Source organism: Bradyrhizobium sp. AZCC 2289, assembly GCF_036924615.1.
Taxonomy (GTDB): domain Bacteria; phylum Pseudomonadota; class Alphaproteobacteria; order Rhizobiales; family Xanthobacteraceae; genus Bradyrhizobium.
This window is the reverse complement of the sequence record NZ_JAZHRY010000001.1, coordinates 1,134,540-1,160,598: the sequence shown is the minus strand read 5'-3', so window position 1 is coordinate 1,160,598 and position 26,059 is coordinate 1,134,540. Positions and strand designations below refer to the sequence as shown.

24 protein-coding genes are annotated in these 26,059 nt (G+C 59.2%); 17 read left to right on the top strand and 7 right to left on the bottom strand.

All coding sequences use genetic code 11. The annotated features are described in order from the left end of the window. Window positions 1-125: 125 nt before the first annotated feature. From trbB to V1289_RS05780, 11 genes are all read left to right on the top strand, one after another. Window positions 126-1,094: a P-type conjugative transfer ATPase TrbB gene (gene trbB / locus V1289_RS05825; protein ID WP_334396047.1), complete on the top strand. Its 969-nt coding sequence runs from the start codon at window positions 126-128 to the stop codon at window positions 1,092-1,094. Beyond that, complete coding sequence (locus V1289_RS05820) at window positions 1,091-1,417, top strand: TrbC/VirB2 family protein (RefSeq protein WP_334396046.1); 327 nt, start codon at window positions 1,091-1,093, stop codon at window positions 1,415-1,417. The genes trbB and V1289_RS05820 overlap by 4 nt, the downstream gene beginning before the upstream one ends. Continuing rightward, window positions 1,417-1,680, top strand: a complete 264-nt coding sequence (locus tag V1289_RS05815; protein ID WP_334396045.1) for a VirB3 family type IV secretion system protein — start codon at window positions 1,417-1,419, stop codon at window positions 1,678-1,680. The genes V1289_RS05820 and V1289_RS05815 overlap by 1 nt, the downstream gene beginning before the upstream one ends. Before the next feature lie 9 nt (window positions 1,681-1,689). Further along, window positions 1,690-4,131, top strand: a complete 2,442-nt coding sequence (gene trbE / locus V1289_RS05810) for a conjugal transfer protein TrbE (protein WP_334396044.1) — start codon at window positions 1,690-1,692, stop codon at window positions 4,129-4,131. Further along, the gene (gene trbJ / locus V1289_RS05805) at window positions 4,128-4,862 is read left to right on the top strand and encodes a P-type conjugative transfer protein TrbJ (RefSeq protein WP_334396043.1); all 735 of its coding nucleotides are present in this window, start codon (window positions 4,128-4,130) and stop codon (window positions 4,860-4,862) included. Before trbE ends, trbJ begins: the two co-directional genes overlap by 4 nt. Beyond that, window positions 4,862-5,251, top strand: coding sequence for a putative entry exclusion protein TrbK-alt (gene trbK-alt, locus V1289_RS49515; RefSeq protein WP_442895955.1), 390 nt, complete (start codon window positions 4,862-4,864; stop codon window positions 5,249-5,251). Before trbJ ends, trbK-alt begins: the two co-directional genes overlap by 1 nt. A gap of 3 nt (window positions 5,252-5,254) precedes the next feature. Beyond that, window positions 5,255-6,499, top strand: coding sequence for a P-type conjugative transfer protein TrbL (gene trbL / locus V1289_RS05800; protein WP_334396041.1), 1,245 nt, complete (start codon window positions 5,255-5,257; stop codon window positions 6,497-6,499). Window positions 6,500-6,996: 497 nt separating this feature from the next. After that, a complete protein-coding gene (gene trbF, locus V1289_RS05795; protein ID WP_334407290.1) occupies window positions 6,997-7,680 on the top strand; it encodes a conjugal transfer protein TrbF in 684 nt (227 codons plus the stop codon). Continuing rightward, a complete protein-coding gene (gene trbG, locus V1289_RS05790) occupies window positions 7,680-8,660 on the top strand; it encodes a P-type conjugative transfer protein TrbG (RefSeq protein ID WP_334396040.1) in 981 nt (326 codons plus the stop codon). The genes trbF and trbG overlap by 1 nt, the downstream gene beginning before the upstream one ends. Next, window positions 8,657-9,844 (top strand): TrbI/VirB10 family protein, encoded by a 1,188-nt coding sequence (locus tag V1289_RS05785; protein ID WP_334396039.1) that lies wholly within the window; start codon window positions 8,657-8,659, stop codon window positions 9,842-9,844. The genes trbG and V1289_RS05785 overlap by 4 nt, the downstream gene beginning before the upstream one ends. An 11-nt stretch (window positions 9,845-9,855) precedes the next feature. Then, on the top strand, window positions 9,856-10,092 hold the full coding sequence (locus V1289_RS05780; protein ID WP_334396038.1) for a DUF2274 domain-containing protein: 237 nt from the start codon (window positions 9,856-9,858) through the stop codon (window positions 10,090-10,092). Here the strand turns inward: V1289_RS05780 and V1289_RS05775 are convergent. The 5 genes from V1289_RS05775 to V1289_RS05755 form a co-directional block, all read right to left on the bottom strand. Further along, window positions 10,071-11,024, bottom strand: coding sequence for a LysR family transcriptional regulator (locus V1289_RS05775; RefSeq protein ID WP_334396037.1), 954 nt, complete (start codon window positions 11,022-11,024; stop codon window positions 10,071-10,073). The two genes, V1289_RS05780 and V1289_RS05775, sit on opposite strands and share 22 nt — an antisense overlap. Before the next feature lie 37 nt (window positions 11,025-11,061). Then, window positions 11,062-11,694, bottom strand: coding sequence for an acyl-homoserine-lactone synthase (locus tag V1289_RS05770; protein ID WP_334396036.1), 633 nt, complete (start codon window positions 11,692-11,694; stop codon window positions 11,062-11,064). An 82-nt stretch (window positions 11,695-11,776) separates the two neighbouring features. Beyond that, window positions 11,777-12,514, bottom strand: a complete 738-nt coding sequence (locus V1289_RS05765; protein WP_334396035.1) for a helix-turn-helix transcriptional regulator — start codon at window positions 12,512-12,514, stop codon at window positions 11,777-11,779. Window positions 12,515-12,600: 86 nt separating this feature from the next. Continuing rightward, a complete protein-coding gene (locus V1289_RS05760; RefSeq protein WP_334407987.1) occupies window positions 12,601-13,029 on the bottom strand; it encodes a hypothetical protein in 429 nt (142 codons plus the stop codon). 371 nt (window positions 13,030-13,400) lie between these two features. Beyond that, window positions 13,401-13,616 carry a hypothetical protein gene (locus tag V1289_RS05755; RefSeq protein WP_334396034.1) on the bottom strand — a complete coding sequence of 72 codons (216 nt, stop codon included), beginning with the start codon at window positions 13,614-13,616 and terminating at the stop codon, window positions 13,401-13,403. A 1,295-nt stretch (window positions 13,617-14,911) separates the two neighbouring features. Here V1289_RS05755 and V1289_RS05750 point away from each other — a divergent pair. From V1289_RS05750 to V1289_RS05740, 3 genes are all read left to right on the top strand, one after another. Further along, window positions 14,912-15,226, top strand: coding sequence for a PAS domain-containing protein (locus V1289_RS05750; RefSeq protein WP_334396033.1), 315 nt, complete (start codon window positions 14,912-14,914; stop codon window positions 15,224-15,226). Next, entirely contained in the window at window positions 15,223-15,852 is a 630-nt protein-coding gene (locus V1289_RS05745) for a response regulator transcription factor (RefSeq protein ID WP_334396032.1), read from the top strand. The genes V1289_RS05750 and V1289_RS05745 overlap by 4 nt, the downstream gene beginning before the upstream one ends. 92 nt (window positions 15,853-15,944) lie before the next feature. Continuing rightward, window positions 15,945-16,322, top strand: coding sequence for a response regulator transcription factor (locus tag V1289_RS05740; protein ID WP_334396031.1), 378 nt, complete (start codon window positions 15,945-15,947; stop codon window positions 16,320-16,322). Window positions 16,323-16,486: 164 nt separating this feature from the next. Here the strand turns inward: V1289_RS05740 and V1289_RS05735 are convergent, their stop codons facing one another. Further along, window positions 16,487-17,281 carry an ABC transporter ATP-binding protein gene (locus V1289_RS05735; RefSeq protein ID WP_334396030.1) on the bottom strand — a complete coding sequence of 265 codons (795 nt, stop codon included), beginning with the start codon at window positions 17,279-17,281 and terminating at the stop codon, window positions 16,487-16,489. A 195-nt stretch (window positions 17,282-17,476) separates the two neighbouring features. On the opposite strand from V1289_RS05735, the gene V1289_RS05730 reads away from it, so the two are divergent. The 3 genes from V1289_RS05730 (at window position 17,477) to V1289_RS05720 (ending at window position 20,262) form a co-directional block, all read left to right on the top strand. Next, window positions 17,477-18,256, top strand: a complete 780-nt coding sequence (locus tag V1289_RS05730) for an ABC transporter permease (RefSeq protein ID WP_334396029.1) — start codon at window positions 17,477-17,479, stop codon at window positions 18,254-18,256. Further along, the gene (locus tag V1289_RS05725; RefSeq protein WP_334396028.1) at window positions 18,244-19,065 is read left to right on the top strand and encodes an ABC transporter permease; all 822 of its coding nucleotides are present in this window, start codon (window positions 18,244-18,246) and stop codon (window positions 19,063-19,065) included. Before V1289_RS05730 ends, V1289_RS05725 begins: the two co-directional genes overlap by 13 nt. A gap of 129 nt (window positions 19,066-19,194) precedes the next feature. After that, entirely contained in the window at window positions 19,195-20,262 is a 1,068-nt protein-coding gene (locus V1289_RS05720) for an ABC transporter substrate-binding protein (protein ID WP_334396027.1), read from the top strand. 89 nt (window positions 20,263-20,351) lie between these two features. Here the strand turns inward: V1289_RS05720 and V1289_RS05715 are convergent, their stop codons facing one another. Then, window positions 20,352-25,766 (bottom strand): trifunctional serine/threonine-protein kinase/ATP-binding protein/sensor histidine kinase, encoded by a 5,415-nt coding sequence (locus V1289_RS05715; RefSeq protein ID WP_442895954.1) that lies wholly within the window; start codon window positions 25,764-25,766, stop codon window positions 20,352-20,354. Window positions 25,767-26,059 lie beyond the last annotated feature (293 nt).

Sequence of the window (26,059 nt, the reverse complement as noted above, 5' to 3'; positions counted from 1 at the left end):
CTCTTTCTCTTTCTACGCCAAAGCCCTACGCCGCATCGGATCTCGTTGCTAAATTATGTGTCCTGATTTTCTAGTAGCTCCACACCGAGCGGCCGTTGCGGTCGACAGCGTGGGTGGGGGCGGCAGTGGCGGTTCAATCTTTTCAATCGGAAGCGATTTTGCGTGGCGCGCGCATGCTGCGCAGCGCGCTTGGACCGGCCATCGCCTCGTGGCTTGAAGATCCCGCCGTTGTTGAGGTGATGCTCAATCCGGATGGTCGGTTGTGGATCGACAGGCTGTCCGGCGGACTGTGCGATACGGGTGAGTATCTCGCCGCGGCTGACGGCGAACGGATCGTTCGGCTCGTCGCCCATCATGTTGGTGCGGAGGTCCACCCGCTAAGTCCCCGCGTGTCGGCGGAGTTGCCCGCGACGGGAGAGCGGTTCGAGGGTCTACTGCCTCCCGTGGTTGCCGCGCCCACCTTTGCGATTCGCAAGCCGGCGGTCGCGGTATTCACACTCGACGACTATGTGGCTGCCGGCATGATGGATTCGGAGCAGGCCGCAGTTCTTCGCATTGCCGTCGCCAAACGCCGCAACATCCTGGTGGCTGGTGGTACCTCGACCGGCAAGACCACGCTGGCCAACGCGCTCCTCGCCGAGGTTGCCAAGACGGCCGACCGTGTCGTGCTGATCGAAGACACCCGTGAACTGCAATGCACGGCCCCGAACCTCGTAGCCCTGCGAACCAAGGATGGCGTGGCCTCGCTTTCCGACCTCGTCCGGTCGTCGTTGCGGCTGCGGCCGGACCGGATCCCGATCGGCGAAGTCCGGGGAGCTGAAGCCCTCGATCTCCTGAAGGCCTGGGGCACCGGCCACCCCGGAGGCGTCGGCACCATTCATGCCGGCAGCGCGCTCGGCGCGCTACGCCGGCTTGAGCAGCTGATCCAGGAAGTTGTCATCACGGTTCCGCGCGCACTCATCGCCGAGACCATCAATCTAATCGCCGTGCTGTCCGGCCGCGGCTCCGATAGGCGCCTCGCCGAACTCGCGGAGGTCAACGGCCTCGAACCCGACGGCGATTACGCAATTTCATCAGCAGGAGACCAACCATGATTTGTTCATCGCTTCGACGCCAGGCGATCGGCGTCACCGCTTTCTCTTTCTCTGTCCTCGCGATGTCCTCTGCGGCATATGCCGCAGGTTCGAACATGCCGTGGGAGCAGCCGCTCAATCAGATCCTGCAGTCGGTGGAAGGACCGGTCGCGAAAATCATCGCCGTGATCGTCATCATCGTAACAGGGCTCTCGCTAGCCTTTGGCGACACGTCAGGCGGCTTTCGACGCCTGGTCCAAATCGTGTTTGGCCTCTCGATCGCGTTCGCCGCCTCCAGCTTCTTCCTGTCGTTCTTCTCTTTCGGCGGCGGCGTGGTGATCTGATGGACGAGCCTGTCGCCGGCTTTTCCGTCCCGGTTCACCGGGCTCTGACGGAACCCATTCTGCTCGGAGGGGCGCCGCGCGCGGTCGCGATCCTCAACGGCACCCTGGCCGCAGCGCTCGGCCTCGGACTTCGCCTCTGGATCGCCGGCCTCTTGTTGTGGGCCGTCGGCCATGCCGCCTCGGTGTGGGCCGCCAAGCGCGATCCGCTTTTTGTCGATGTGGTTCGCCGGCACCTGCGAATCCCCGCTCATCTCACTCTTTGAGCCATCCCGATGATGAATCTTGCCGAATATCGTCGTTCGACCACCCGTCTTGCAGACTTCCTGCCATGGGCTGCGCTGGTCGACGAGGGCGTCGTCCTCAATAAGGACGGTTCATTCCAGCGCACCGCACGGTTTCGGGGGCCAGACCTCGACTCTGCGGTGCCGGCGGAACTTGTTGCCGTTGCTGGCCGCATCAACAACGCGCTGCGCCGGCTGGGTTCTGGCTGGGCGATCTTTGTGGAGGCACAGCGTCATTCCGCCGGCCGCTATCCTATCTCGAACTTCCCCGATACAGCCTCCGCGCTGGTCGATGCCGAGCGCAGGGCCGAGTTCGAGGAGGAGGGAGCCCATTACGAATCGAGCTATTTTCTCACCCTTCTGTATCTGCCGCCGCCAGAGGATGCTGCAAGGGCGGAGCGCTTCCTCTACGAGGGACGCGAGCGCACGGAGAATGCGGACGCGCGCGAAACCCTGCGCGGCTTCGTCGACCGCACCGACCGGATCCTGCAACTCGTTGAAGGCTTCATGCCCGAGAGCCGCTGGCTCGATGATGCGGAGACCCTGACCTATCTGCATTCCTGCATCTCGAGCAACCGTCAGCGCGTCCGCGTGCCCGAAGTGCCGATGTATCTCGACGCGCTTCTGGCCGACCAGCCGCTGACCGGTGGTCTTGAGCCCCTGCTTGGCAAAGCGCATTTGCGAGTTCTGACCATCGTGGGTTTCCCCAGCGCAACCACGCCGGGGATTCTCGAGGAACTCAATGCGCTGTCCTTTGCCTATCGCTGGTCGACCCGGGCGATCATGCTCGACAAGACCGATGCAGTAAAACTGCTGACAAAGATCCGCCGGCAATGGTTCGCCAAGCGTAAGTCGATTGCAGTCATCCTAAAGGAGGTGATGACCAACGAGACCTCAGTGCTCGTCGATACCGATGCAAACAACAAGGCGATGGATGCCGATGCCGCGCTTCAGGAACTCGGCTCTGACCTGATCGGCGAGGCATATGTCACCGCAACTGTAACGGTCTGGCACGAAGATCCCCGTATCGCCGACGAACGGTTGCGCCTCGTCGAGAAGCTGATCCAAGGACGAGACTTCACCTGCATGGTAGAGAGCGTGAACGCGGTTGACGCCTGGTTGGGCTCATTGCCGGGTCACGTCTACAGGAATGTCCGCCAGGCGCCCGTCTCCACCCTCAACATCTCCCATATGATCCCGCTGTCCGCAGTCTGGGCGGGGCCGCCGGTCGACGAGCACTTCAAGGCCCCGCCACTGTTCTTTGCGCGGACTGAAGGCTCGACCCCGTTCCGGTTCTCTCTTCACGTCGGTGACGTCGGCCATACGCTGGTGGTTGGCCCAACCGGCGCCGGCAAGTCGGTGCTGCTGGCCCTGATGGCGCTTCAGTTCCGCCGCTACGCGGGCGCGCAAATCTTCGCCTTCGACTTTGGCGGCTCGATCCGGGCAGCAGCGCTGGCTATGGACGGGGACTGGCACGATCTCGGTGGCGCGTTGTCCGAGGATGCGTCCGAGCCGGTCGCGTTGCAACCGCTTGCCTTGATTGACGCCGCGGCCGAGCGCGGCTGGGCCGCCGAATGGATTTCGGCAATCCTGGCTCGCGAGAAGATCAGCATCACCCCGGAGGTGAAAGACCATCTGTGGTCAGCACTGTCATCGTTGGCCTCGGCACCGGTCGGCGAGCGGACACTGACCGGCCTCTCGGTGCTATTGCAGTCGTCAAGCCTGAAGCGCGCCCTCCAACCCTATTGCCTGGGCGGCCCATACGGCCGGCTGCTCGACGCCGAAGCTGAGCGGCTAGGAGAGGCGTCTGTACAAGCGTTCGAAACCGAAGGACTGATCGGCACCGGCGCAGCTGCAGCCGTGCTCGCCTATCTGTTTCACAGGATTGAAGGGCGGCTTGACGGCCGGCCGACACTTCTGATCGTCGATGAGGGTTGGCTGGCTCTCGACGACGAGAACTTTGCTGGCCAGCTCCGCGAGTGGCTGAAAACGCTGCGTAAGAAGAATGCCTCGGTCGTATTCGCCACCCAGTCGCTTTCCGACATCGACGGCTCAGCGATCGCGCCCGCTATCATCGAGAGCTGTCCGACCCGGCTATTCCTGCCGAATGAGCGCGCGATCGAACCGCAGATTGCGGCGATCTACCGCCGCTTCGGCTTGAACGATCGTCAGATCGAGATTCTAGCCCGCGCCACACCGAAGCGCGACTACTACTGCCAGTCACGCCGTGGCAACCGCCTGTTCGATCTCGGTCTTGGAGAGATCGCGCTCGCCTTTACCGCTGCCTCCTCGAAAGCCGATCAGGCCTTGATCGAGCAGGTGCTTACCGAGCACGGCCGCGAGAGCTTCGTGCCCGGCTGGCTCAAGGCGCGCGACGTCGCCTGGGCCTCCGATCTCATCCCACATATCACGAAAGAAGGAGCTTCCTCATGAGTCGCATCCGTCAACTCGCGGCAGTGAGTTTGATCGCCATTGCCATGTTCCACGAACCAAGGCCAGCAGCAGCGCAATGGATCGTGTTCGATCCCAATAACTACGCACAGAACGTGCTGACAGCAGCGCGCGAATTGCAGCAGATCAATAACCAGATCACATCGCTGCAAAACCAAGCGCAGATGTTGATCAATCAGGCAAGGAATCTGGCGAACCTGCCGTATTCATCGTTGCAGCAACTCGAGCAGTCCATCCAGCGTACCCAGCAGTTGCTCACCCAAGCGCAGCGCATTGCTTACGACGTCCAGCAGATCGACCGGGCATTCTCCTCCACCTATGCGCCGGCGTCGTCAAGCCAACCGGATCAGGCGCTGATGGCCAATGCGCAGGTACGCTGGCAAAACGCGGTCGCCGGTCTTCAGGACGCCATGCGGGTCCAGGCCACCGTCGTCGGCAATCTCGACACCAACCGCACCCAGATGTCGGCCCTTGTGACCGCGAGCCAGGGCGCGACAGGCGCTTTGCAGGCGAGCCAGGCTGGCAATCAGCTCCTCGCATTGCAAGCCCAACAGCTCGCCGATCTTACGGCAACAGTTGCTGCGCAAGGCCGTGCTGAGAATCTGGAATCCGCCCAACGAAGTGTCGCACAGGACCAGGGCAGGGAGCAGCTCCGGCGTTTCCTTAACCCCGGTCAGGGATATCAACCCACAACCGTGCAGATGTTCCACTGATGCAAGAGCAAGACAAATTGTTCAGGCGGTTTCCGCTAATCGCGGCAGTCGGCCTCGTGGTGCTGACTGTTGCGGCGTGCGCGGTCCAGCTTCGCCGTGACGAGGGGACTCAGCCATCCGTCTCGACCGAATCATCAGAAAGCGACCATCCTCTAGCGCCGAAGCTCGAAAGTTGCCTCACAGTTACACCGGATCAGACGGCTATCTTCGAATACTGCCGGCGGGTCTGGGCCGAGAATCGACGTCGCTTCTTCGGACCAACGAAGAAATCATTACCTTCCGGCGCAGTCGGACGGGCGAGCGATCAATCTTCGTCTGAGACGGGTCCAAAGGATCAAAGTCGCCTACCGCAGGGCTATCCGTCTATCGCCACACCTGAACAGGAGTAAGTGGTGGCAGGCACCGGCGTCATTGACCAGTTTCTGGAAACCTTTACTCGCTACATCGATTCCGGCTTCGGCTTGCTGGGCAGCGAGGTCGGGTATCTCGCGACCACGCTCGCTGCGATCGATATAACGCTTGCGGCGCTGTTCTGGTCTTGGGGAACAGACGAGGACATTATCGCTCGCCTCGTCAAGAAGACCTTGTTCGTTGGCGTCTTCGCTTACCTCATCGGCAATTGGAACAGTCTCGCCCGGATTGTTTTCGAGAGCTTTGCGGGGCTGGGCCTCAAAGCCTCCGGCACGGGTCTGTCATCTGCGGATTTCCTGCGACCAGGACGGATTGCGCAGGTCGGGTTCGATGCTGGAAGGCCGATCCTCGACTCCGTCTCTGGACTGATGGGCTACATCAGCTTCTTCGAGAATTTCGTGCAGATAGTGGTGCTGCTGTTCGCCTGGATCGTGGTGTTGCTTGCCTTCTTCATTCTCGCGATCCAGCTCTTCGTTACCCTGATCGAATTCAAACTAACCACGCTAGCGGGATTCGTGCTGATTCCCTTTGGTCTGTTCGGCAAGACCGCTTTTGCCGCTGAGCGCGTGCTCGGCAACGTCGTTTCGTCGGGTGTCAAGATCCTGGTGCTTGCCGTCATTGTCGGCATCGGCTCGACGTTATTTTCCCAGTTCACATCCGGATTCGGCGGCAACCAACTGACCATCGAGAACGCCATGGCACTGGTGCTTGCGGCGCTCTCGCTGTTGGGCCTCGGGATCTTCGGACCCGGCATTGCGAACGGCATTGTCTCCGGCGGGCCGCAGCTCGGGGCCGGCGCCGCGATCGGTACAGGGCTAGCCGCGGGCGGGGTTATCGCGGCTGGAGCTGGCCTCGCTGCAGGCGGGGTCGGGCTTGCAGGTGGCGCATTCGCAGGTGCCGCAAGGGGAACGACGGCCATTGCGAGTGGAGCCGCGAGCGCGTTTCGGACGGGAGGTTTGTCTGGTGTTGCCGAGGCGGGCGCTTCCGCTGTGGCAAGTCCCTTGCGCCGGGTCGCCGCGCGCGTTGGCGGCACCAGCAACGCAGGCGGTGACCTAGGCAATGCAGATCCCGGTTCAATCGCATCAGGGACCCCACCGGCGTGGGCGCGTCGCATGAAGCGTACGCAAACCATCACGCATAGCGCTTCCACCGCAACGCACGCGGTACGCGCAGGTGATCAGGCTGGAGGAGGCGCATCCGTCGATCTCTCCGAGGGCGATCGCTGATGGCCAATGATCTTATGCGGGGTGACGTCAATTGGTTTGATGGTCGGCATTCACAGCGTCGGTCGGCGAAGGCCAGTGGTCGCCGAAAGACCGTCGCTACCGCGCGGGACGAACGGCGACGACTAATAACGCTAGGCTTGATGATGACGTTCGCCAGTCTCGCGGCGCAATCCAACCCGCGGTGCAGTTACCGCCTGAAGACAGAGGATTACGAGTTCGCTCCGAAAGCTGCATCGCTTGATGGCTACCGGTCGCGAAATCATCTGGGGCCTACCGTTGATCTTCCGCGCGCGCTTCCTGAAGCGAGAGGTCTCGGCGTCCCGGTGCGGCGTCGGCAATGCAAGGATTGTCGACGATTTCGGTGTCTGTGCGTCTTCTGGCGGTTCGCGCCCTCAGGAGATGGCACGCCTCGCCGTTCTTCGCTCCATCCCATTTCGCTGGTTCGTGAAGGCGATGGCTATCGCTTTCGCTTCCCATATTCTCGAGGAGATTGTCACATGTTTAAACGATCGGCCGTTCACTATGGCCGCACGCCTGAACCGGTCACGCCCTATCAAAGCGCGGCTCAGGTTTGGGACGAGCGAATCGGCGCCGCCCGAGTGCAGGCGAAAAACTGGCGCTTAATGGCCTTTGGATGCCTGTTTCTAACGGCTGGCCTGGCAGCGAGTCTCGTCTGGCATTCGGCCCAGGGGACAATCACGCCGTGGGTGGTGGAGGTTGATCGTCAAGGCCAGGCGCAAACTGTCGCTCCGGCGAATCCTGTCTATGAGCCGACCGACGTACAAATCGCTTTCCACCTTGCCCGCTTCATCGAGCATGTGCGTGGACTTCCCATGGACGCCATCGTGCTGCGCCAGGATTGGCTCCGTGCTTACGACTTCACGACCGACCGCGGCGCCGCCGCGCTTAATGATTACGCCCGCGGCAATGATCCTTTCGCCAAGCTTGGCAAGATCCAGGTCGCCGTCGACGTGTCGAGCGTCATTCGTGCCTCGCCGGACAGTTTCCGCGTGGCCTGGACCGAGCGGCGCTACGACAACGGTCAACTTGCTGCCACCGATCGCTGGACAGCCATTCTCACCATCGTCGTCGAACCTCCACGCGATGTCGATCGACTGCGGAAAAATCCGCTCGGCATTTACGTCAACGCCATTAATTGGTCAAAGGAACTCGGACAGTGATGATGTCAGCTATCGGGCCTGCACGGCCAAAATTCCAGCCGGGCTTGCGTCCGGTTCTCTTGATCTGCGTATGTGCGCTCGGCGCCTGTACGACGTTCAAGCCGCCGCAGATCAGCTACGATGACGAGGTGCCGGCGCTCTCCAATCCGGCGGCACTTACGGATGATCGTCCACGACCGCTTCACATTCCGCCGGCCTGGAGCCCGGCACGAGGTGGTAAGAAGGGCGCGACCGAAGCCAACGAGCCGGTCGCTCGGATCGAGAGCGCTAATGACGCCGCACGCGTCGAGCCCCGCAGAGCCGGCTATTTCAATGCCGTGCAGGTGTTTCCTTATAGCCCGGGCGCTCTCTACCAAATCTATGCGGCGCCTGGACAGATCACGGATATCGCCCTGGAGCTAGGCGAGCAGTTGGTCGGCTCCGGACCGGTGGCCGCTGGTGATACCGTGCGTTGGGTGGTCGGCGACACTGAGAGCGGTAGCGGGGACACGAGGCGTGTGCACATCATGGTCAAGCCGACGCGATCGTCCATTGAGACCAATCTCGTCGTCAACACTGATCGGCGAACGTATCTGATCGAGCTGCGCTCGCGCGAGAAGCCGTATATGCCATCGGTCGCCTGGTTCTATCCTGAGGACCGCGCTAGTCGTGGGCGGAGTCTGCCGCCGACGCCGTTTATTCCGGATCAAACTCAGCGCCGCTATCGCTATACCATCGAGGGTGACAGTCCGCCTTGGCGCCCGCTCAACGCGTATGACGACGGGCGCAAGGTCTACATCGAATTCTCTGCCGGAATTGGCCAGGGCGAGATGCCGCCGCTGTTCGTGATCGGCCCGGACGGCAAGACCGAAATCGTCAATTACCGCGCCTACGGCAATGTGTTGATTGTCGACCGGCTATTTGCAGCGGCTGAGCTGAGGTTGGGCGGCGAGAACCAGCAAAAGGTTCGGATCGTCCGCAGTGATGGGAGGTCGATGTGACCGACACCGGGCAAGCGAATGGCGGAGGCGAGGCATCGGTAGAGCAGCGGACTCAGGAGGATATCGCCCAGGCCCTGCGACTGCGACCCGAACGGCCGCGGGTGACGCGCCTCTCGCGCAAAATGTTAGCCAGTGCCGCAGCTCTAGCCCTGGTTCTCGTCTGTGGGGCCGTGCTGTGGGCGTTGCAAAACAACCAAAAACGTGGTCCCGCCCCGGAAGAACTCTACACGACTGACCATCACAACGTCGCTGACGGTCTTGGCGGGTTACCAAAGGACTATACCGGGATTCCGCGCGATGTGCCCCGACTAGGACCGCCTTTGCCAGGCGATCTTGGCCGTCCGATTGTCGCGGCGCAGAATCAATCCGGTCCGCTTGCGGCTGATGCTGAACAGCAACGCGTGAACCAAGAGTCTGAAGCAGCACGCACTAGCAAAGTATTTGCCGCTACGAATGTCCGACCATTGGCCTCAACGACGGCGTCCAATGAAACACCAGCAAGCGCGGTATCATCGTCGGACGAGGCCTTCTCTCAGAACGGTCAGGACCGGAAGCTTGCATTCGTCAACGCGTCGGTCGATCGCCGGACCACAAGTCCCGATCGCTCAGCGAAGCCGGCTTCTCCCTTCGTTGTCCAGGCCGGGACAGTCATTCCGGCCGCACTCATCACCGGGATTCGGTCCGACCTGCCGGGCCAGATCACCGCGCAGGTTACCGAAAATATCTATGACACGCCGACCGGTCGGGCTCGACTAGTCCCGCAGGGCGCGAGACTGATAGGGGTCTATGATAGTCAGGTGGCTTTCGGGCAATCGCGCGTGCTCCTGGTTTGGACCCGCCTCATTATGCCAAATGGGCGCTCCATCGTGCTCGAACGTCAGCCGGGCGCCGACGCAGCCGGTTATGCTGGCCTTGAAGATGAGGTCGACAATCACTGGCTCGAGCTGTTCAAAGCCGCGGCGCTCTCGACCTTGCTGGGCGTTGGGACCGAACTCGGCTCCAGCGGCAACGACAGCGACATTATTCAGGCGCTGCGGCGCGGGGCAGGAGATTCCCTCAATCAAACTGGTCAACAAGTGGTTCGGCGCAATCTGAATATCCAGCCCACGCTGACGATCCGGCCGGGCTTCCCGGTTCGGGTGATCGTGAACCGCGATCTGGTACTTGAGCCGTACAAGGGGTAGCGGGAAAAAAGATGGCTAAGCTCAAACTCGGCTCTATCCCGGACGATAAACTGGTGAAGTTGGCAGTCGAACTCCCGGCAGCCGTGCATCGTGATCTGCTTGCGTACGCGGAGGCTCTTGCGCGCGAGACCGGGCAGCCAAAAGCAGAACCTTCAAAACTGGTTGCACCTATGCTGGCTCGGTTCATGGCGACCGACCGGGCATTCGCAAAGGCTCGTCGAAAAACTCATGTCGAAGGCGATGGATAGCGTTCCCGGAGAAGCTTCAGGAAACTTGCTAGAGCTGGATTTTCATTGTCAGCCCTCCAATGTGCCGAATAGCCGATCCGGCTCGGGCCGGTGCCGTCACGTAGTTCTCGATAGATCAGGCCAGAAAAGCTCGCACCGATGTCTGATTCTGTTACGAGACTAACTCCAAAACCGACACTGACAAGGCTCTTGATGATACCGCGACTAACGTCATGGCGTTCGATTTTAGGTCTATCTTGGGGAGACACGAGTTTCGACATCAGAAGATCTTCAAACTCGCGGCCTGAATCATAGTGACTCAAGAGCAAGGTCTCGCTTCTGAGGTCTGTCCAATGAATCGCGTCTCGATTGGCCAGCGAATGACCTTCAGGCAGCGCAATCAACGTGCGTTCGCTCCATAGCGACAATGTATCGTTACCCTGGAACGGTGCATCGCCAGTAACGATCGCAACGTCCAAGGCGCCGTTCCGTAGCGCAGTAATGAGCCGCGCGCGCGTCCGCTCAGTCATTCCGAGTTCGACCTGCGGAAACCGATGCTTGAAATCTATGAGACTCGCGCGCAAATTGCCAGCAGACAGCGACGTGTAAAAACCGATCGCCAGCCGGCCGGCTTCGCCGCGGCCGGTGCTGTGCGCATGTGTGACGAGCGCGTCCATCTGTTCAAGAATTGATCGTGCGCTTCGTAGAAAGCTATGACCCGCCTGAGTCGCCTGAACACCTCCGCTTGATCGGTCAAACACGATCACACCGATTGCTTCTTCCAGCTGCCGAATACAGCGGCTGAGCGTTGACTGTCGAAGCAGTAACGCCTCGGCCGCCTGTCGAAAGCTTCCGTGGTCAGCCGCTGCCACCGCATAGACTAGGTGCTGCAGGTCGATTTTTGCTGACCCGCTTCGGAGTAGCGTATTGTTCGACTCGGAGTTGTCATTCATGCCCAAATTCGCCTTACGCGGTCCAGCATTGCGCCTCCTAAGCTGCGGCCAGTGTGACGGGTGCCCAGAGTACTGGACCACGAATCCCGCCCGCGTTGCGGACGCGTGCCAAGCTCTCAATTGAGGTATCGAGGTGTCCCGCGACGGCAAGTGTGCTGCCAAAGGCGTGCGGTTTGCCGATCCGCCGCAAGGGCCACCCTGCACGGCGCAAAATTCGCTCCATTCGAGTATCGGTGACAGTCACGATCTCGGTGAGTTGTCGCGAGAGGCCGAACTCGATCATGCCCGCAAACAGTTGGTAGGTGGCGTTTGCCAGGCCGTGAGTTGTCATTGGCGCGGCAGGATGAAGATCGAGGGCAAAGCGGCTGCTCTCCCAGATGGCCGGACTAGCAGGGGCGGGCGCGCCGTCAAGGAGTATGGGAAAAGTGTCGCGAAGCATGGTAGGACCGGTCGAGGGCAGCAGGCGCACACATCCTTGGACGCGGCCATCGTTTGTTCGCTGGATCAAATACGCCGGGCGAAGTGCGTCGAATTCGTCAATTTCCATGTCCCCGCTGATCTGGACTTCCCAATCCAGCCTCTCCTTGAACACGCGGTGCCGAAGCCGGTGCATCTCCGAGAGCTCGTTGACAAATTGACCATAGTAATCTGCCGTAATTAGCTGCATCATGATCGCCTCCTCGATCGCTGAACGTTCAGCATGGGAGGCGAGTTTCTGCGAAAACACATCCTGTGCAGATGCACAGGGTGACTTATGCGGTCGGATTATCCATCGTCGCTCCTGACGCGATCAGACGCGCGACCGCTTGGCAAATTGAGTGAACGCCGAGTTTCGCCTTTGCATTGTCGAGATGGAAAGCTGCGGTGCGGCGTGAAATGCCGAGAATGCGGCCGATCTCCCAGGCTGACTTTCCTCGCGCAGCCCATTCAAGGCATTCGAATTCGCGAGGCGATAAGGGCACGCCACCGATCTCTCGGCTACAATCGAATCTGCGCCGGGCATGGGCATGAAAGTACATTGCCATGAGTTGGAGAACCCGGCCGTGTTCCGTAATGCGCTTTTCGAATCTTGGTAGTCGTTCATCGGCGGCGAAGGTTACCGCGGCGATCGGGCCCTGGTGGTCGTGAACCGGAACCGTGAACCCATAGCGGATACCAAATGTGGCCGCCTCTGCAAATAATTCTTGCTGTAGTTTGGAATCGCCCATTGTCCCGATTCCAAGACCCCACTCGAACGGCTCAGGGTTGCGAAGCGCCCGGATGATTACTGGATCGAGACGCTCGTAGTGGCATCGAAGATAGTGCTCAGTCCACGCCAATGGATAGTTTGCAATTAGTGTAGGATTTGATCGCGGCTGACGCGGCATCGACAGGTAAGCGAAGCACGAAAGGTCGAGAGCTGTCGCTGCTTCGGCCATAGCATCACGAAACCCCTGGGCGTCTGGGGCAGTCGATAAACTTTCGATAAAATTCCTGAAGATGTGATGCATCACGTCACCAGCAGCATTAGGTCTAGTAGCAGAACCAGCGGTAGGAAAAGGATCCGGTATTTCGCCTGATATTGCCGACATTAGAATTAGAAGCCGCGCTTCACACGAGTGACAACAGCAAAGCGCCAGTCTAAGTTCTCAGAAAGACATTGATTGTCTTGATCAGACCGCGTGCCGCCGGTGACATCGATTGACCCTTCAGTGTCACTACCGAAACCGATCGAAGCAAAGGAGGGTTTCCAATGGGAAGCGCCTGCAGGGTCTACCTCAATGCAGGCCTGCCGAAAGGCGGTGGACCCCGAAGCCGACGCGTTTTCGATATGAAGCAGCGGCGCTCCCATTGCGCCCAGATGGCGTAGCATCGGCCGGCCGGATGCCATGCCAAGAAGGGCCGTCGCGACATAGGTCGATTCCACCGCTGGCCATTCGATATTCGCGTCAGCGAGCGCCTGACGGATGGCCGTGAGACCAAGCGCGACATAAGGGTTTCGCTGGGATTTTGGTATCGATGCCAACCAATCCCAATCACGTAGACCGGCCGCAGTTCGTTAAGGGCTTTTGCCATTGCCGGCGGGAAGATGCTGTCATACATCGCGCGGGCCTCTCGAATTAGGCGGGCTCGCTCGCGCTCAGACTTTGGGACAAATCGAAGAACTTCGCCCATATTCGCTCCAAACATTATTTAGAGAAGAGGTCCGCAGTTAAAGAACGAGTCCGGCATTAGATGACGACAATCATTCCATATTGATCTAGGATATCAGCTCCAACTTTGAAGCTCTCAGGCGGTAACGAAGGAATAAAAAGCTCGTGACCGGGCCGCGCGCTTGGCATCCCAACGCCACTAGGCATTTCTCCCGGAGGTTGGGCTGTGAAGCTGCCCATCAGGTCATGTACGCCACTCGCCTTCAGCGTTAGCAGCCGATCGAGCGGATGCTTTGGCCGCATCAACATGCGAAGCTTTCTCAGCTCGCCGCTCGTAGTCGTCGGCAAGGGCCTTAAGCTGACCCGCAATCGCTCGGTCGGTCATGGTTTGGGCAGCGCGGAGCAAAGTCCGTGCTGTTTTTAAGTATTCCTTGCCTCGTTGTGAGATCTGAAACGTCATAGAGCCCTCGCGCGGTTCTCTGGCGCCTGGTTTAAGGTGATTTCGAGCCAGGGCAGCCAATTGCGGTCACTCGCCCGGCGAGCTCTGAAGCGATCGACGCACTTCTTGGAACAAAGGGGGGGTCGCCACGAGTAATGCCGGACGAGACCAAACCTGCCACCACAAACTGCGCATCGCGCGGCTCTGCCAGATCGAAGACCTTCGGAGCAGTTGGGCATTGTAGCCTCCTCTTGGTTTTATCGCAGATGTTCGTCGATCATCCTTTTTTCACCGTCGCACTTCATGAGCCTGTGCGCTTTTCCAACGCATGCAGCCTAAGACGATCGCGATCAGCAGCTCAATTGAACGTAGGTAATCGCCTGGCATCTAGAGGGCTTACGGAACGCTACAAAAGGTTTATGGCGGTCACCCTTAAAGCCAACCACTTCCGCTAATGGGATGGTCTCGACCGGCGACCGCACAATCCTCGGCAAGATATCGAAGCGCGGCAACCGCTACACTCGGGGATATGCTCCATCTCGCGATCGCGCTTTTGCGAGCCGGTGTGCAAACAGGCCGATCTTCAAGCTAGGCGACCTCTTTGGGGGGTGCCTCAACGTTCGTGGGCCCGCTCTTGCAATCGTTGCGCCATTTCACGCGGCTCGAGTCGCACGCAGAAAATGCAGGCGGGACCGGATGGGAGGGGGGAGCCGCTCCCGCCTGCTATCCGACGCGATCGCGTGCTATAGAGGGACGCGAGTTGGGGTGGCGTCGGATTAACCGATAACTAGATGACTTACCAATAGCGTGGTGATCGGATGTTCTTTCGATAGAGCATGGGTCTAACTCGTCAGCTGTCCTCTCGTTGAGTTCGAAAACAGCCTCGCGCAATTGTCTCAGGAGTGCGAGTTCAACGTTGTAGATTTTTGTTAATCCTGCTGCCGAGTGCTCCGACGGGCGAGGATAGGCGCGCACCTGAGACTCGCCGCCCACCAATCTTCACAGTCACTCGGCGACTGTTGCTGCCAGCTGAACTCGCAAGGAGTCGTCAATCTGGCTGGGTGCGTGTCGCGGCAGCCTCAGCGCGCCCGAAATCTCCTGGCATCCGGTCTAAGACGTGAAGCTCCCTCCCACTCCGGACGCCTTTCGCAAATCGCGGGTCGCATACTGGTGGCAGGAAAAAAGGTCTACTCTTTCTGCAGGAGTGTTTCCCTCGTGACTCACCATAGAACCCTTTTGTTGCAGCGCAATAAGCGGTATACTTCGGCGCTGCTCGCTTCTGCTGACTGGCCAAACCGCTTTAACGAGCGGCAGGGTTGACGCTGATGGAAGAGGCGCTAGCAATGCTGGGCACGGACAACGCCCAACAGAACGAACAAGAGAAGATGGCCCGGCTCGTTGATCAAGGGTTGCGGACGAAAGTCGGCCGGATTCCGGCATTGCCCGCTCGTCATCGTGCGGATGGAACGATCGAGTTTTTCGTCAATCGGACTTGGCGCAACTCTACCGGGCTTTCAAAATCAAAACAAAGCTGCGAGGAGCCCTGGATTGAGATCATCCATCCGGATGATCGTGCCCAGGTCGAGGAGTCCTTGCTTACGCATCTCGTCGGATCTGGTTGTTGCTTATGAAAGAGAAGGTGGAAAACCAAATTGTGCTCGTGGTCGACGACGACCCATCCGTGCGAAAGGCATTGACATATTTGTTCCAATCCATGGAGCTACCGGTGAAATCGTTCGCCACGGCCTCCGAATTGCTCGATAGCAAACTCCCGGACCTGCCAAGCTGTCTAGTGCTCGACATCAGATTGCCAGGAGGCAGCGGGCTCGAGTTTCAGGAAGTATTGGCTAAAGCTGGTGTCCAGATTCCAATCGTTTTTTTGACGGCGCACGGCGACATTCCCATGTCCGTAAGGGCGATGAAAGCCGGAGCTGTCGATTTCCTGACGAAGCCCTTCCGTGATCAGGACATGTTGGATGCCGTGACAAAGGCACTCGATCAGGATCGCAGGAGACGCGCAGGCGAAAAGTCGCTATCCGATTTGCGGCAGCGGTTTGAGACGTTAACCCAGCGCGAGCAGGAAGTGATGGCATTGGCTACTTCTGGTTTGAGAAACAAGCAAATCGCATATCAGCTCCAGGTCGAAGAGATTACTGTGAAAATTCATCGGGGAAGAGCAATGAAGAAGATGGAGGCGCGATCTTTCGCCGATTTGGTGAATATGGCAGGAAGGCTTGGAATTAGGCGAGCGGCCTAGCGAGAAGCAAACCTAAGTATGATTTTCAGGCATAGCGCCACAGATAGACTAAATGTCGGGATGTTTTCGAGTTTTTCTGATGAGGCGAATGTTTGACGAAAGCTCCGACGATCGCAATCATCGATGACGATGAAACTATTCGTACCGGCTTGCATTACTTGGTCACCTCGCTCGGGTACGATGTATATACGTTTGGCTCAGCCCCGGACTTCCTTCAATCTGAGCAACTGCACGCTGCTTCGTGCGTGATTTCTGACGTTCGTATGCCATTCATGAGTGGGATTCAGCTGCAAGCTCATCTGCGCAGTACGGGCTACAAAGTACCGTTCATTTTCATTACGGCTATCCCGGAGGAGAGCATTCGACGTCAAGCGTTTAACGATGGCGCCATCGGCTTTCTGAATAAGCCTTTGGACGACGAAGCTTTGATAGCCTGCCTACAAAAGGCTCTACGGCGGCCGTCTGTTTGAGTGCCACAAACTCTCGCTAGGCTGTTGTTCGACCCGCGAACGGACGCTGGCCGACGCCTCATCCGCCGGTCCAAAACTGCGGCGGCAGCGCGACCGTGCTCACGTTCATTGGAGTTCTTTCCCGGGCGCTACCTTTCCCAAGGTGGCTTAAGTCGATTCTCAGGCTAACGGATCGTTGATTCCGTCCGCAGACGCAAGAGTTTCCAGATCTGCGCGCGCATGTAGACAAAGGGCGGACTCTCCATTACGTCCTCGCTCGCTCGGCTTTCCCATTTCTCTGCATCGCGCACCCGGCGGACGTCGATAATCTCCACCACACTTCCGGGACTCCGGGAAAGCACCACGACGCGGTCCGCCAGATACACGGCCTCCTCTACGCTGTGTGTGACGAAGAGTACGGTGCGGGGACTGACACGCGAAATCCGGATCAGCTCCTCCTGCATCACGGTCCGCGTCTGCGCGTCGAGCGCGCCGAACGGCTCGTCCATCAAAAGCACCTCGGGATCGATGGCGTACGATCGCGCGATCGCGACGCGCTGCTGCATGCCGCCTGAAAGCTGGTGCGGATAACTCTCCTCCGTGCCCGCCATTCCCAAGAGGTCAAGATACTGCTCGACTACGCGATCGCGTTCCTGCCGGCTGACGTTCTTGCATTTCAGACCGAACGCGATATTCTCCCGGACAGTCTTCCACGGAAACAGTGCGAACTGCTGAAAAACCATGGCGCGATCCGGGCCCGGTCCGACGACCTGGCGGCCGCCGACGCGCACACTCCCCAACGACGGCCGTTCGAGACCGGCCACGATTCGGAGCAGCGTGGTCTTGCCGCAACCGGACGGTCCCACGATGGCCACGAACTCGCGCTCGCCGACCGAGAAGCCCACGTCCTCGAGCGCGGTTAAATCCCCGCCGTTGCGGGGAAACATCTTGCTCACATGCTCGAAGATGATGTCGCTCATGGCTCAACTGAACAAGGGATTACATTGACGAACGTGTTGCAGCCATCTTCTAACATCGGGGTCTGTCGTCGGCTGGCTTGACAGTGCGGCGCAGCACTAGATTTAATGCTCGATGGGGCCCGCTTACAATATCCTCCGGGTAGGGGGCGCCGAGCTCTTACTCGTAAGACGCGAGGATCTTTCTGAGGTTCCACGATGCGCACTGTCGAAAGGCCGGCCTGGCGTTGGCTCATTGGCGGAGGCAGCGTCGTCGTGCTCGCGGTCGCGTGGTATCTGTTGACGGGCCCGCTCGAGCTTTTGAGTCCGGTGCAATTCCCCTCTACCGAGGATGCCATCGATGCCCTCGCACAGTTGATGCGCCCCGGATACGCCGGTGCCACACTGTGGAGCCACATCCTGTCGAGCGTAGAACTGGTCTTGCTCGGGTTTGCCGTAGCGGTTGCGACTGGCACGCCGCTCGGCCTGCTGATGGGGCGCAGCAGGGTCGCCCACGCGTATTTCAACAGCATCTTTCAACTCATTCGTCCAATCGCGCCGATCGCCTGGATTCCCCTGACAATCCTGTGGTTTGGGTTGGGAATTGCGGCAAAGGTGTTCGTGGTATGGCTCGCCGCCTTTGCGCCGATTGTGATCAACACAATCGCTGGTGCGCAGAACATCGATCCGGTGCTCGTTGCTGCCGCCCAGGTGCATGGGGCATCGCGGCGCCACATTCTTTTCGACATCGTGATCCCGGCCTCGATGCCGACGATCTTCACCGGCCTGCGCATCTCGCTGCAAGCCTGCTGGATGGTGCTGGTGGCTTCCGAATTCGTCGGGTCATTCACGGGTATCGGGCATATCATGATTCTTGCAACCCGAGATCTGAACGCGGGAATGATTTTCATCGCCATGTGTTGCGTGTCCCTCCTCGGGGCTCTCTCCAGTTGGGCGTTGGCACGGGTCGAGCATTGGGTGATCCCGTGGCGACCCTAGCACTGTATGGCGCCTCTCCATTGCGTCTCGCGCGAAGAATTGCCGAGCGCTTGCTACTACCGGCCCTCGGCCTGCTCACCTTGTTCGGCGGGTGGGCGCTCGTGAGTTCGCTTGAACTGGTGTCGCCTCACTTTTTGCCCAGCCCCTTCGCCGTGCTCACCACCATGGTCGAGCTGACGCACGAGCCTTACGCGGGCTCGACGCTGCAGCAACATCTGCTGGCGAGTCTCGACAAATTCGCTGTGAGCTATGCGCTCTCCGTGGCGATCGGAGTGCCGCTCGGTCTTCTCATGGGGCGCTTCGAGATTCTGGACTGGGTCGTCACGCCGGTCTTCGAGGCATTCCGATACATTCCCCCGATCGCCTGGGTGCCGTTTTCGATCCTTTGGTTCGGCACCGGCTTTCTTGCTCCGACACTGGTGATTTTCGCGGCGACATTTGCACCCTGTCTCCTCAATGCCTATCGGGGCGTTAGGTTGATTGATGGGACGCTCCTGGAGGTCGCGCAAGGTCTCGGCGCGGGACGCCTCCGGACGATGACCGAGGTGCTGTTGCCAGGCGCGCTGCCGCATATTGTGGCTGGGCTGCGGGTCAGCGCCGGGTTCGGCTGGCAGTCACTGATCGGGGCCGAGCTAATTGTCGGCTCAACCGGCCTCGGCTATATGATCGTGCAGGGGGAGAGCAATGTCGCCCCCTCGGTGGTGCTAGCTGGCATGATCACCATTGGGCTCGTTGGCGCATCGATTGATTATGGCCTGCGAAAGGTGGAGGATCGTATCCGCCGCAACTGGGGACCCTCGGGACCGTAGCCGGCAAGTCGCGTCTGCCTGCAGCACATGTGATCGGCGCGGACAATGAGCGAGGCGCGATGCGCCGAGACCGCCGCCGGGATTTCGGTTGGCTCGTGCTGGCCACAAGGCAATCGAAGGAGGACGGCAATGAACCGATGGATCGGAGCAGTCACGGCGTCGTTCGTTTTGATGCTCGCAACAGCGTCGCCCATCGCGGCCCAAGACACGACAGCACAAGCATATCCGCTGCGAGTCGCCCAGCAACCGCAACGCTGGTCACTCGCATGGTATCTCGCCCGGGAGAAGGGCTGGTGGAAAGCCCTCGGGATCGAGCCGACCATGTCGATGTTCGCCTCGGGCGCGCCCGAGGTTGCCGCAGGGGCCTCGGGCTCCTGGGACGTGGGCGGCGCCGGCGACATCCCGGCTGTGCTCGGCGCGGCGCGCTATGGTCTGCTTACCATCGGGATTGCCGACGAGGAACCGGCTATCAACGCCATCATGGCCAGCAAGGATATGGCGGAGCGATATACCAGCGACCCATCTCTGATCAAAGGCAAAACCATCCCGGTCGCGACCAATTCGACCGGCCATTGGGCTGCTTCCACGTGTCTCGAGAAAAAATTCGGGCTGAAGCCCGACGAGTATCGCTTCCTCAATCTGTCGGCACCGGAAATCAACGCGGTATTGACCAGCGGGCAATACGACATCTCCATGGTATGGTCGCCCAACACCTATATTCTGGCTTCGACGATCGGTGCCAAGGTCATTTGTACTGGCAAGGACGTGGCACTGCCAATTACCAGCAATCTGTTGGCCATGCCGTCGTTTGCCGACCAGCACCCGAAGATCGTGGCGAAATTCCTCGCGATCTATCTTCGGTCGGCGGCGTGGGAACGTGCTCATCCACAGCAAACAATTGAGTATCTGAGTGCCTTGTACAAATCCGTCGGGGTCAACATCTCCAGAGAACATCTATCACAGGAACTGCAGGATCGGCCGACGTTCACGCTTGCGGAGCAGCTGAAGATGTTCTTGCCCGGTCTAGACGGAACGTCCAAAGTTGCTCAATGGAGCGATCAGGTAGCCGAGTTCATGAAATCCGCGCAGATCATCAAGAGGGCGCCCGACGCAAAGAAATACGTCACCGGGAAGTATCTGTTGATGATAGAGAACGATCGGCAGCTGAAGGCATTTGCGGAAAACAGCCAGGACTGAACCTGTTTATCATTTGCAAGGAGCGCGAAGCCGTGCGCATTCGTTGCGGAATTATGTTCCAGCTTCCAGGCTTCTCGACGGGGTAAATCCTAAGCATCACCTTGCCCTGATTTCGGCAACGTGAAATGAAAAACGGCCCCCTGAGGCGCGAAGTTTCTCGCCCAGAGTCGTCCGCCATGCGCTTCGATGATCGAGCGACAAATTGAGAGCCCCATCCCCAAACCGCCTGGCTTCGTGGTGTAGAAGGCGTCGAAAAGGTGCTCGAGTGTCCCCGGCACCAGTCCCGGACCCGAATCGCGCACTTCGACGAGCACGCTGGAAGGCTCCGCCTTCCTCGTGCTGATGAGCAACTCTCGTGTTCTATTGCTCGTGACGCTCATGGCCTCAACTGCATTGACAGCCAGATTGAGGATCACTTGTTGCAGTTGTACCCGATCGCCCTCAATAAGCGGCAAGTCCTTTGCGAAATCTATCTGCACTGAGGTGCCGTTCCTCACCGCTTCGCCCCGGATGAGCTCAATCACCTCGAGAATCGCCTCATTGATCTCGATGGGCTCGTTCCGAGTGGGCGCCTTCTTGATCAGAGCGCGGATCCGGTCAACGACGTCACCGGCTCGATGGCCGGTTTCAACAATGGCCTCAAGTATCTCGCGCACCTTGCCCAGGTCGGGCGGTCGTCGACCTAAGAAACGTAGAGCAGCTTGGGCGCTGGCGACCGCGGCCCCGATCGGCTGTTTTACTTCATGTGCGATGGAGGCCGTGAGCTGACCCATGGTGGCCACGCGATTGGCGTGCGCCAGCTCCATCTGTACGTCACGGAATCGCTGCTCGCTCGTGCGTGCCTCTATCTCGGCGCGCTTGCGCTCGGTCAAATCGAGCACGAAGGCGACACCTTCCTCCTGGTCTTCCTTGAAGGTCGCTGCGCCGACCAGTACGGGAACACGGCTGCCATCCTTTCGGAAGTATTCCTTTTCGTAAGGTTGCAAGCTCCCGCTCATCTTGAGCTCTGGGACCCGCAATCGTTCGTCGACATCAAGCCATTCCGGCGGTGTCAGGTCCGACCAGCGCAGGCGGCCGGAGATGAGATCCTCACGGTCGTATCCCACGATCTGGAGAAACCGGTCGTTGGCTTCTAGAATCTGACCTCCCAGCTCCCAGGTGAAAACCCCGACGATGTTGGAGTCGACCAGCCGCCTTATTTTCGTTTCGCGGTCCCTCAGATCATCATAGAGGCGGATGTTCTCCAGCGAAATCGCCGCCTGGGAGGCCAGCAATGTGAGGACGGCCATCCTGGCGGGCGTGAAGGCATGCCCGGTCAGATTGTTTTCGAGGTAGAGAGCTCCAACCAATGTGGTCTGCTTGACCAAGGGTAGGCAGAGAATTGATCGTGCTTGATGCCGATAGATGTACTCATCGCTAGAGAACGGGTTCTCGCGTAAGACATCGTCCAGGAGAACGCGCTCCTTTGTCCGGACTACATAGTTGAGCACTGACAATGGAAGATCAGCAGCCGTTACGCCTGTTAGCCGCGGACCGACTGCCACCGCATCACCGCCGGTCGTGGCTTCCGCCACAATCTGATAGTCATCGCCTCGCGCAAGGATCAATAGTCCTCGTCCAGCGCCCGCGTTCTCAATTGCTGTACGCATCAGCGTGTCGATCAATCTCTCCAGGACGCTCTCGCCCGATAAGACTTGTGAGAGTTTTATCACCGTAGCAAGATCCAGTTGTTCGACAGATGTCAGGATCGTGCTCATCGGATCGCGCAGCGGTATTTCATGTCTGAGATACGAATTTAGGTTCTCGAGTTGCCGCACCTTGCCATCGGCTCCCCATTGCTGGTAGCAATCGCGGGCGTCCCGCAAATACGTGTGTGCGATCTTATCGAGGCCATGTGCCAGGCAGAACCGCGCGGCGAGCTCGTTGGCAAGTGCCTCGTTATGGACAAAGCCGTTTACGCGCGCGGAGCGGATAGCCTGCTCATACAAGCGCATGGCGTCGAAGTGGCGGCCTTCAATGCGTGCGATTTCCGCCCTCACCAGCGCGGCGCGGTTTTCGAAGTTTTCTGGACAATTCTCCGCCCATAGCTCGAGAAAGGTACGGTGAATCATCAGAACGTCAAAATGTTGGCGCTTCTCATCCGCAACCGCGGAATCCCAGCGCACCGCATGAGCAAGCGCACTGTAGAATCGAAACTCCGCCGTCTCGAAGTGTGACGTCGAACTCCAAAGCAGCCGTTGCGCCCTGGATGACTCGGCAACAGCGGCAGCGTACTCCCCAGCAAGGAAGTGTGCTTGTACCTTTCGAACCCGATAGCGGAACTCGGCGGGCGCCAGAATCCGATTGCCGGCTAGGTGATGCTCGAATCGAAGCTCATCGAATTCCGGTTCGTCGAAGGAGCCGAATTTCCGCGTCAACCCGCGAAGCGTGCGGATAAATCCGAGTTGCGCAGTGAGGTTGTCAATGACCAGGCCGAACCGAACCTTCTGTGCGAACTCAAGACTATTCTGAGTCTGACGTTGCACTTCCGCGAGCGGATCTCCCGCCGCGATAAGATTTGTGACCAGGTAGTTGCTGCCATAAGCCGCAAACGTGAGATCGCCTTTCTCGCTGGCAATATCGAAGGCGCGATTCAGGAGATCCCGGGCATTCCGGATATGTTCCATCCATGGCAGGACCATATTGCCAAAGCACATATACGTTCGCGCCTGATAACGTGTTAATCCACGTTTTTCGACCAGCTCGTATCCAAGCCGACCAAAGTCCCATCCAGCCTTGTAGTTGCCGAAGCGTGGTCCAGCGATGATGGCAAGCCACACATAAGCGAAGCACGACGCGTCGCTGTTACCATGCTCGAGACTCAGATTAACCATCCGGCAGATGACAAGTGAAGAAAGGTTCTCGTCAGCGATAAAGACCGCCGACATAATTCTTGTCAGAACATCCATGGTCGAGAGAGAAGTGGGGTTCGTCATTAAAGGCAGCTCGATAAGGCTTCCGATCGCACGACTTCCGAGCAGCGACCAGACATAGTCGTATTCTCGCTGGGCTTCCTCTTCCGTCGGATGCGCGGACCAGTCGATGCCAAGATATCGAAGGTAGTCGAGACAAACGGCGACCGCGCGGTCAAAATCATCCAAGATCGTGTATAGATCTACGCGTAAGCATGTAACGGCGGCAAGTTCGAACGTGCTCACTGCACGCGTTGAAAGTATGGCCAACCGATTCTCTGCAGCCATGGATTGGCCAGTCAGAAACTCGCATTCGGCTCTGTGCAGTTCTATCGAGAAGACGAGATCACGCTGGCGCTCCCAGGCCTCCTCGGCCAGCAGCGCGGCGCCAGCCATGAAATACGTGAGCGCTGCGGCGTGGGCCGCAGACGCCTTCGCACGTTGCCCGGCGATCAGGTTGAGCTTTGCCACTTGCTCCCGTTCGTTAAGCGAGCTGATCAGGCCCGCGGCGCGGTTAAACTGATTGACTATCTCGAAGATCGCATCCTCTCGCCGTTCGGGAGGCATGTGGGACAGCAGAAGGCGTCCAATTCGCAGATGCGCCGCGGCGCGCAAGTCCTCCGGAATCACAGAATACGCTGCCTCCTGGACACGATCATGGAGAAATCGATAGGCATGTTCGGACGAGAGGACGAGCCCGGCTTGGACGGCTTCGTGCAAGGCGTCGTGAATTCCCTCCTCCGAAGCCGCACAAATCACTGCAAGAAGTTTGAAGTCCGCGCTGTTACCCAGGCAGGCAAGCTGCTGTAAGGCGTTCTGCGCTTCTGCGGGCAGCCGGTGCAATTTTTTCACCATGAGGTCTAGCACATTATCGGTGTACCCCTTGGCGTGAATTCGTTCGAGATCCCAAAACCATCGCCCTTCGCGACTACGGAAAGTGAGCAAGCCCTCTTCAGCGAGAGAGGATATGAACTGAATGGCGAAGAATGGATTGCCCGCCGTCTTCTCGTGCAGTAGCCGCGCGAGCGGCGCGGCTCTGTCTGGCTCGCAGCGAAGAGAATCCTCAATCAACTGTGTCAGGTCTTCACGAGCCATCGGCGCAAGAACGACCTCCTGCACGCGTGCTCCAGCGTTGCGAATCGCTTCCAGCTTGCGCGTCAGCGGATGGGTTGAATCGACCTCGTTGTCTCGATAGGCGCCAATCAACATCAGATGCCGCATATCCCGGTCGCTCAACAGGTCCTCGATCAAATCGAGGGTGGCCGCATCGAGCCATTGCAAGTCATCGAGGAAGAGAACAAGTGGATGGTCCGGTCGTGCGAATACGCTTATGAATCGTCGGAAGACCAGCTGGAAGCGACGTTGGGCATCTTGTGGCGGAAAAGCAGGGACCGGCGATTGCTCTCCGATAACAAACTTTAATTCAGGAACGAGATCGACCATAAGGAGCCCGTTTGTGCCGAGCGCCGTTTTCAGGGCATCGCGCCAGTCCCGCAGCTCGGCTTCGCTTTTGCTCAGGAGAGGACGCACAAGGCTCTGCAACGCTTGCACCAACGTCGCATAAGGTATGTCACGCTTGTACTGGTCGAACTTGCCCGAGGCAAAAAGGCCGCGCGGTGAAACGAATACCTTCTGCAGCTCATTGACGACGGACGACTTGCCGATCCCAGAGTAACCGGACACCAGCACTAATTCTGGGGTGCCACTCGCTACGACGCGGTTGAAGGAGGCGAGCAGGGCTCCGGTTTCGGATGCTCGCCCATACAATTTCTCAGGAATCAGTAGCCGATCTGGCGTGTCGTGCTCGCCAAGCGGAAATTCGCTGATCTGGCGCCGAGCTTCCCATTCGACAAGACAGCGCAGCAAGTCACGGTTGACGCCGGCCGCCGTCTGGTAGCGTTCCTCCGCCGTCTTGGCGAGGAGCTTCATGATGATCGCGGAGGCAGGGGCTGCAACATTCTCCAAGCGCTCGATCGGCGCTACCGCCTTTCTCGCGATATGGCAATGAACCCACGCCATGGGATCGGAAGCCGTAAATGGAAGACTGCCGGTCAGCATTTGGTAGAGCGTGACCCCAAGCGAGTAGAGGTCACTCCGGGAATCGATCGATCGGTTCATCCGTCCGGTCTGTTCCGGCGCCATGTAGGCGAGTGTGCCCGCGATGATTTCGGGAGGATCTGGCGGCTGGCGCTGACGCGGGAGGCGCGACGCAATTCCGAAGCCCGTCAGCCACGCACGGCCGGACGCAGAATCGACAAGGACATGGGTTGGCTTGATGTCCTTGTGAAGGAGACCCCTTTCGTGTAAACGGCAAACTGCAGCCGACAGCGCGACTGCAAGGCGCAAGAAGATGCCAATGTCCATGGGGGCGCCGATAAGGCGGTCGAGCGGCTCGCCCCCAGGATCCTTGAGCAAAAGTATCGCCCGGCCGCGTTCTCGCAACAGCTCAAGCGGTCGCGCCGCCCACGCGTCGTCAAGGTCGCCGCGCAGCCCAAACTCGTGCGTGACACGATTGAGGTAGTCGGGCGTCGGGTGCTCTGTCGCCGAAAGCATGACGAGAACCCCATCCCGATCGCCCTTTGTGCCACGCGCCGTCCTGTAGACGACACGTTGGTCGTCCTCCCATAACACGTCTCTAACGCCAAAATCCCCATCCGCGCTAAACCAGGGGGGTGAGCTCACGTGCCGGGCTCCTCTAACGACCGCTGTTCCGGACAGACAGACTTCCACATTAGCATCAAACTTTCTCCGATATTAGGCCTATCCGAGCGCGCTCCAGCCCGGTTCCACCATCTGCGAGGTGGTGTTGAGCAAACCGCCCGTTCGCTAGACAGCGAGCCGGGACC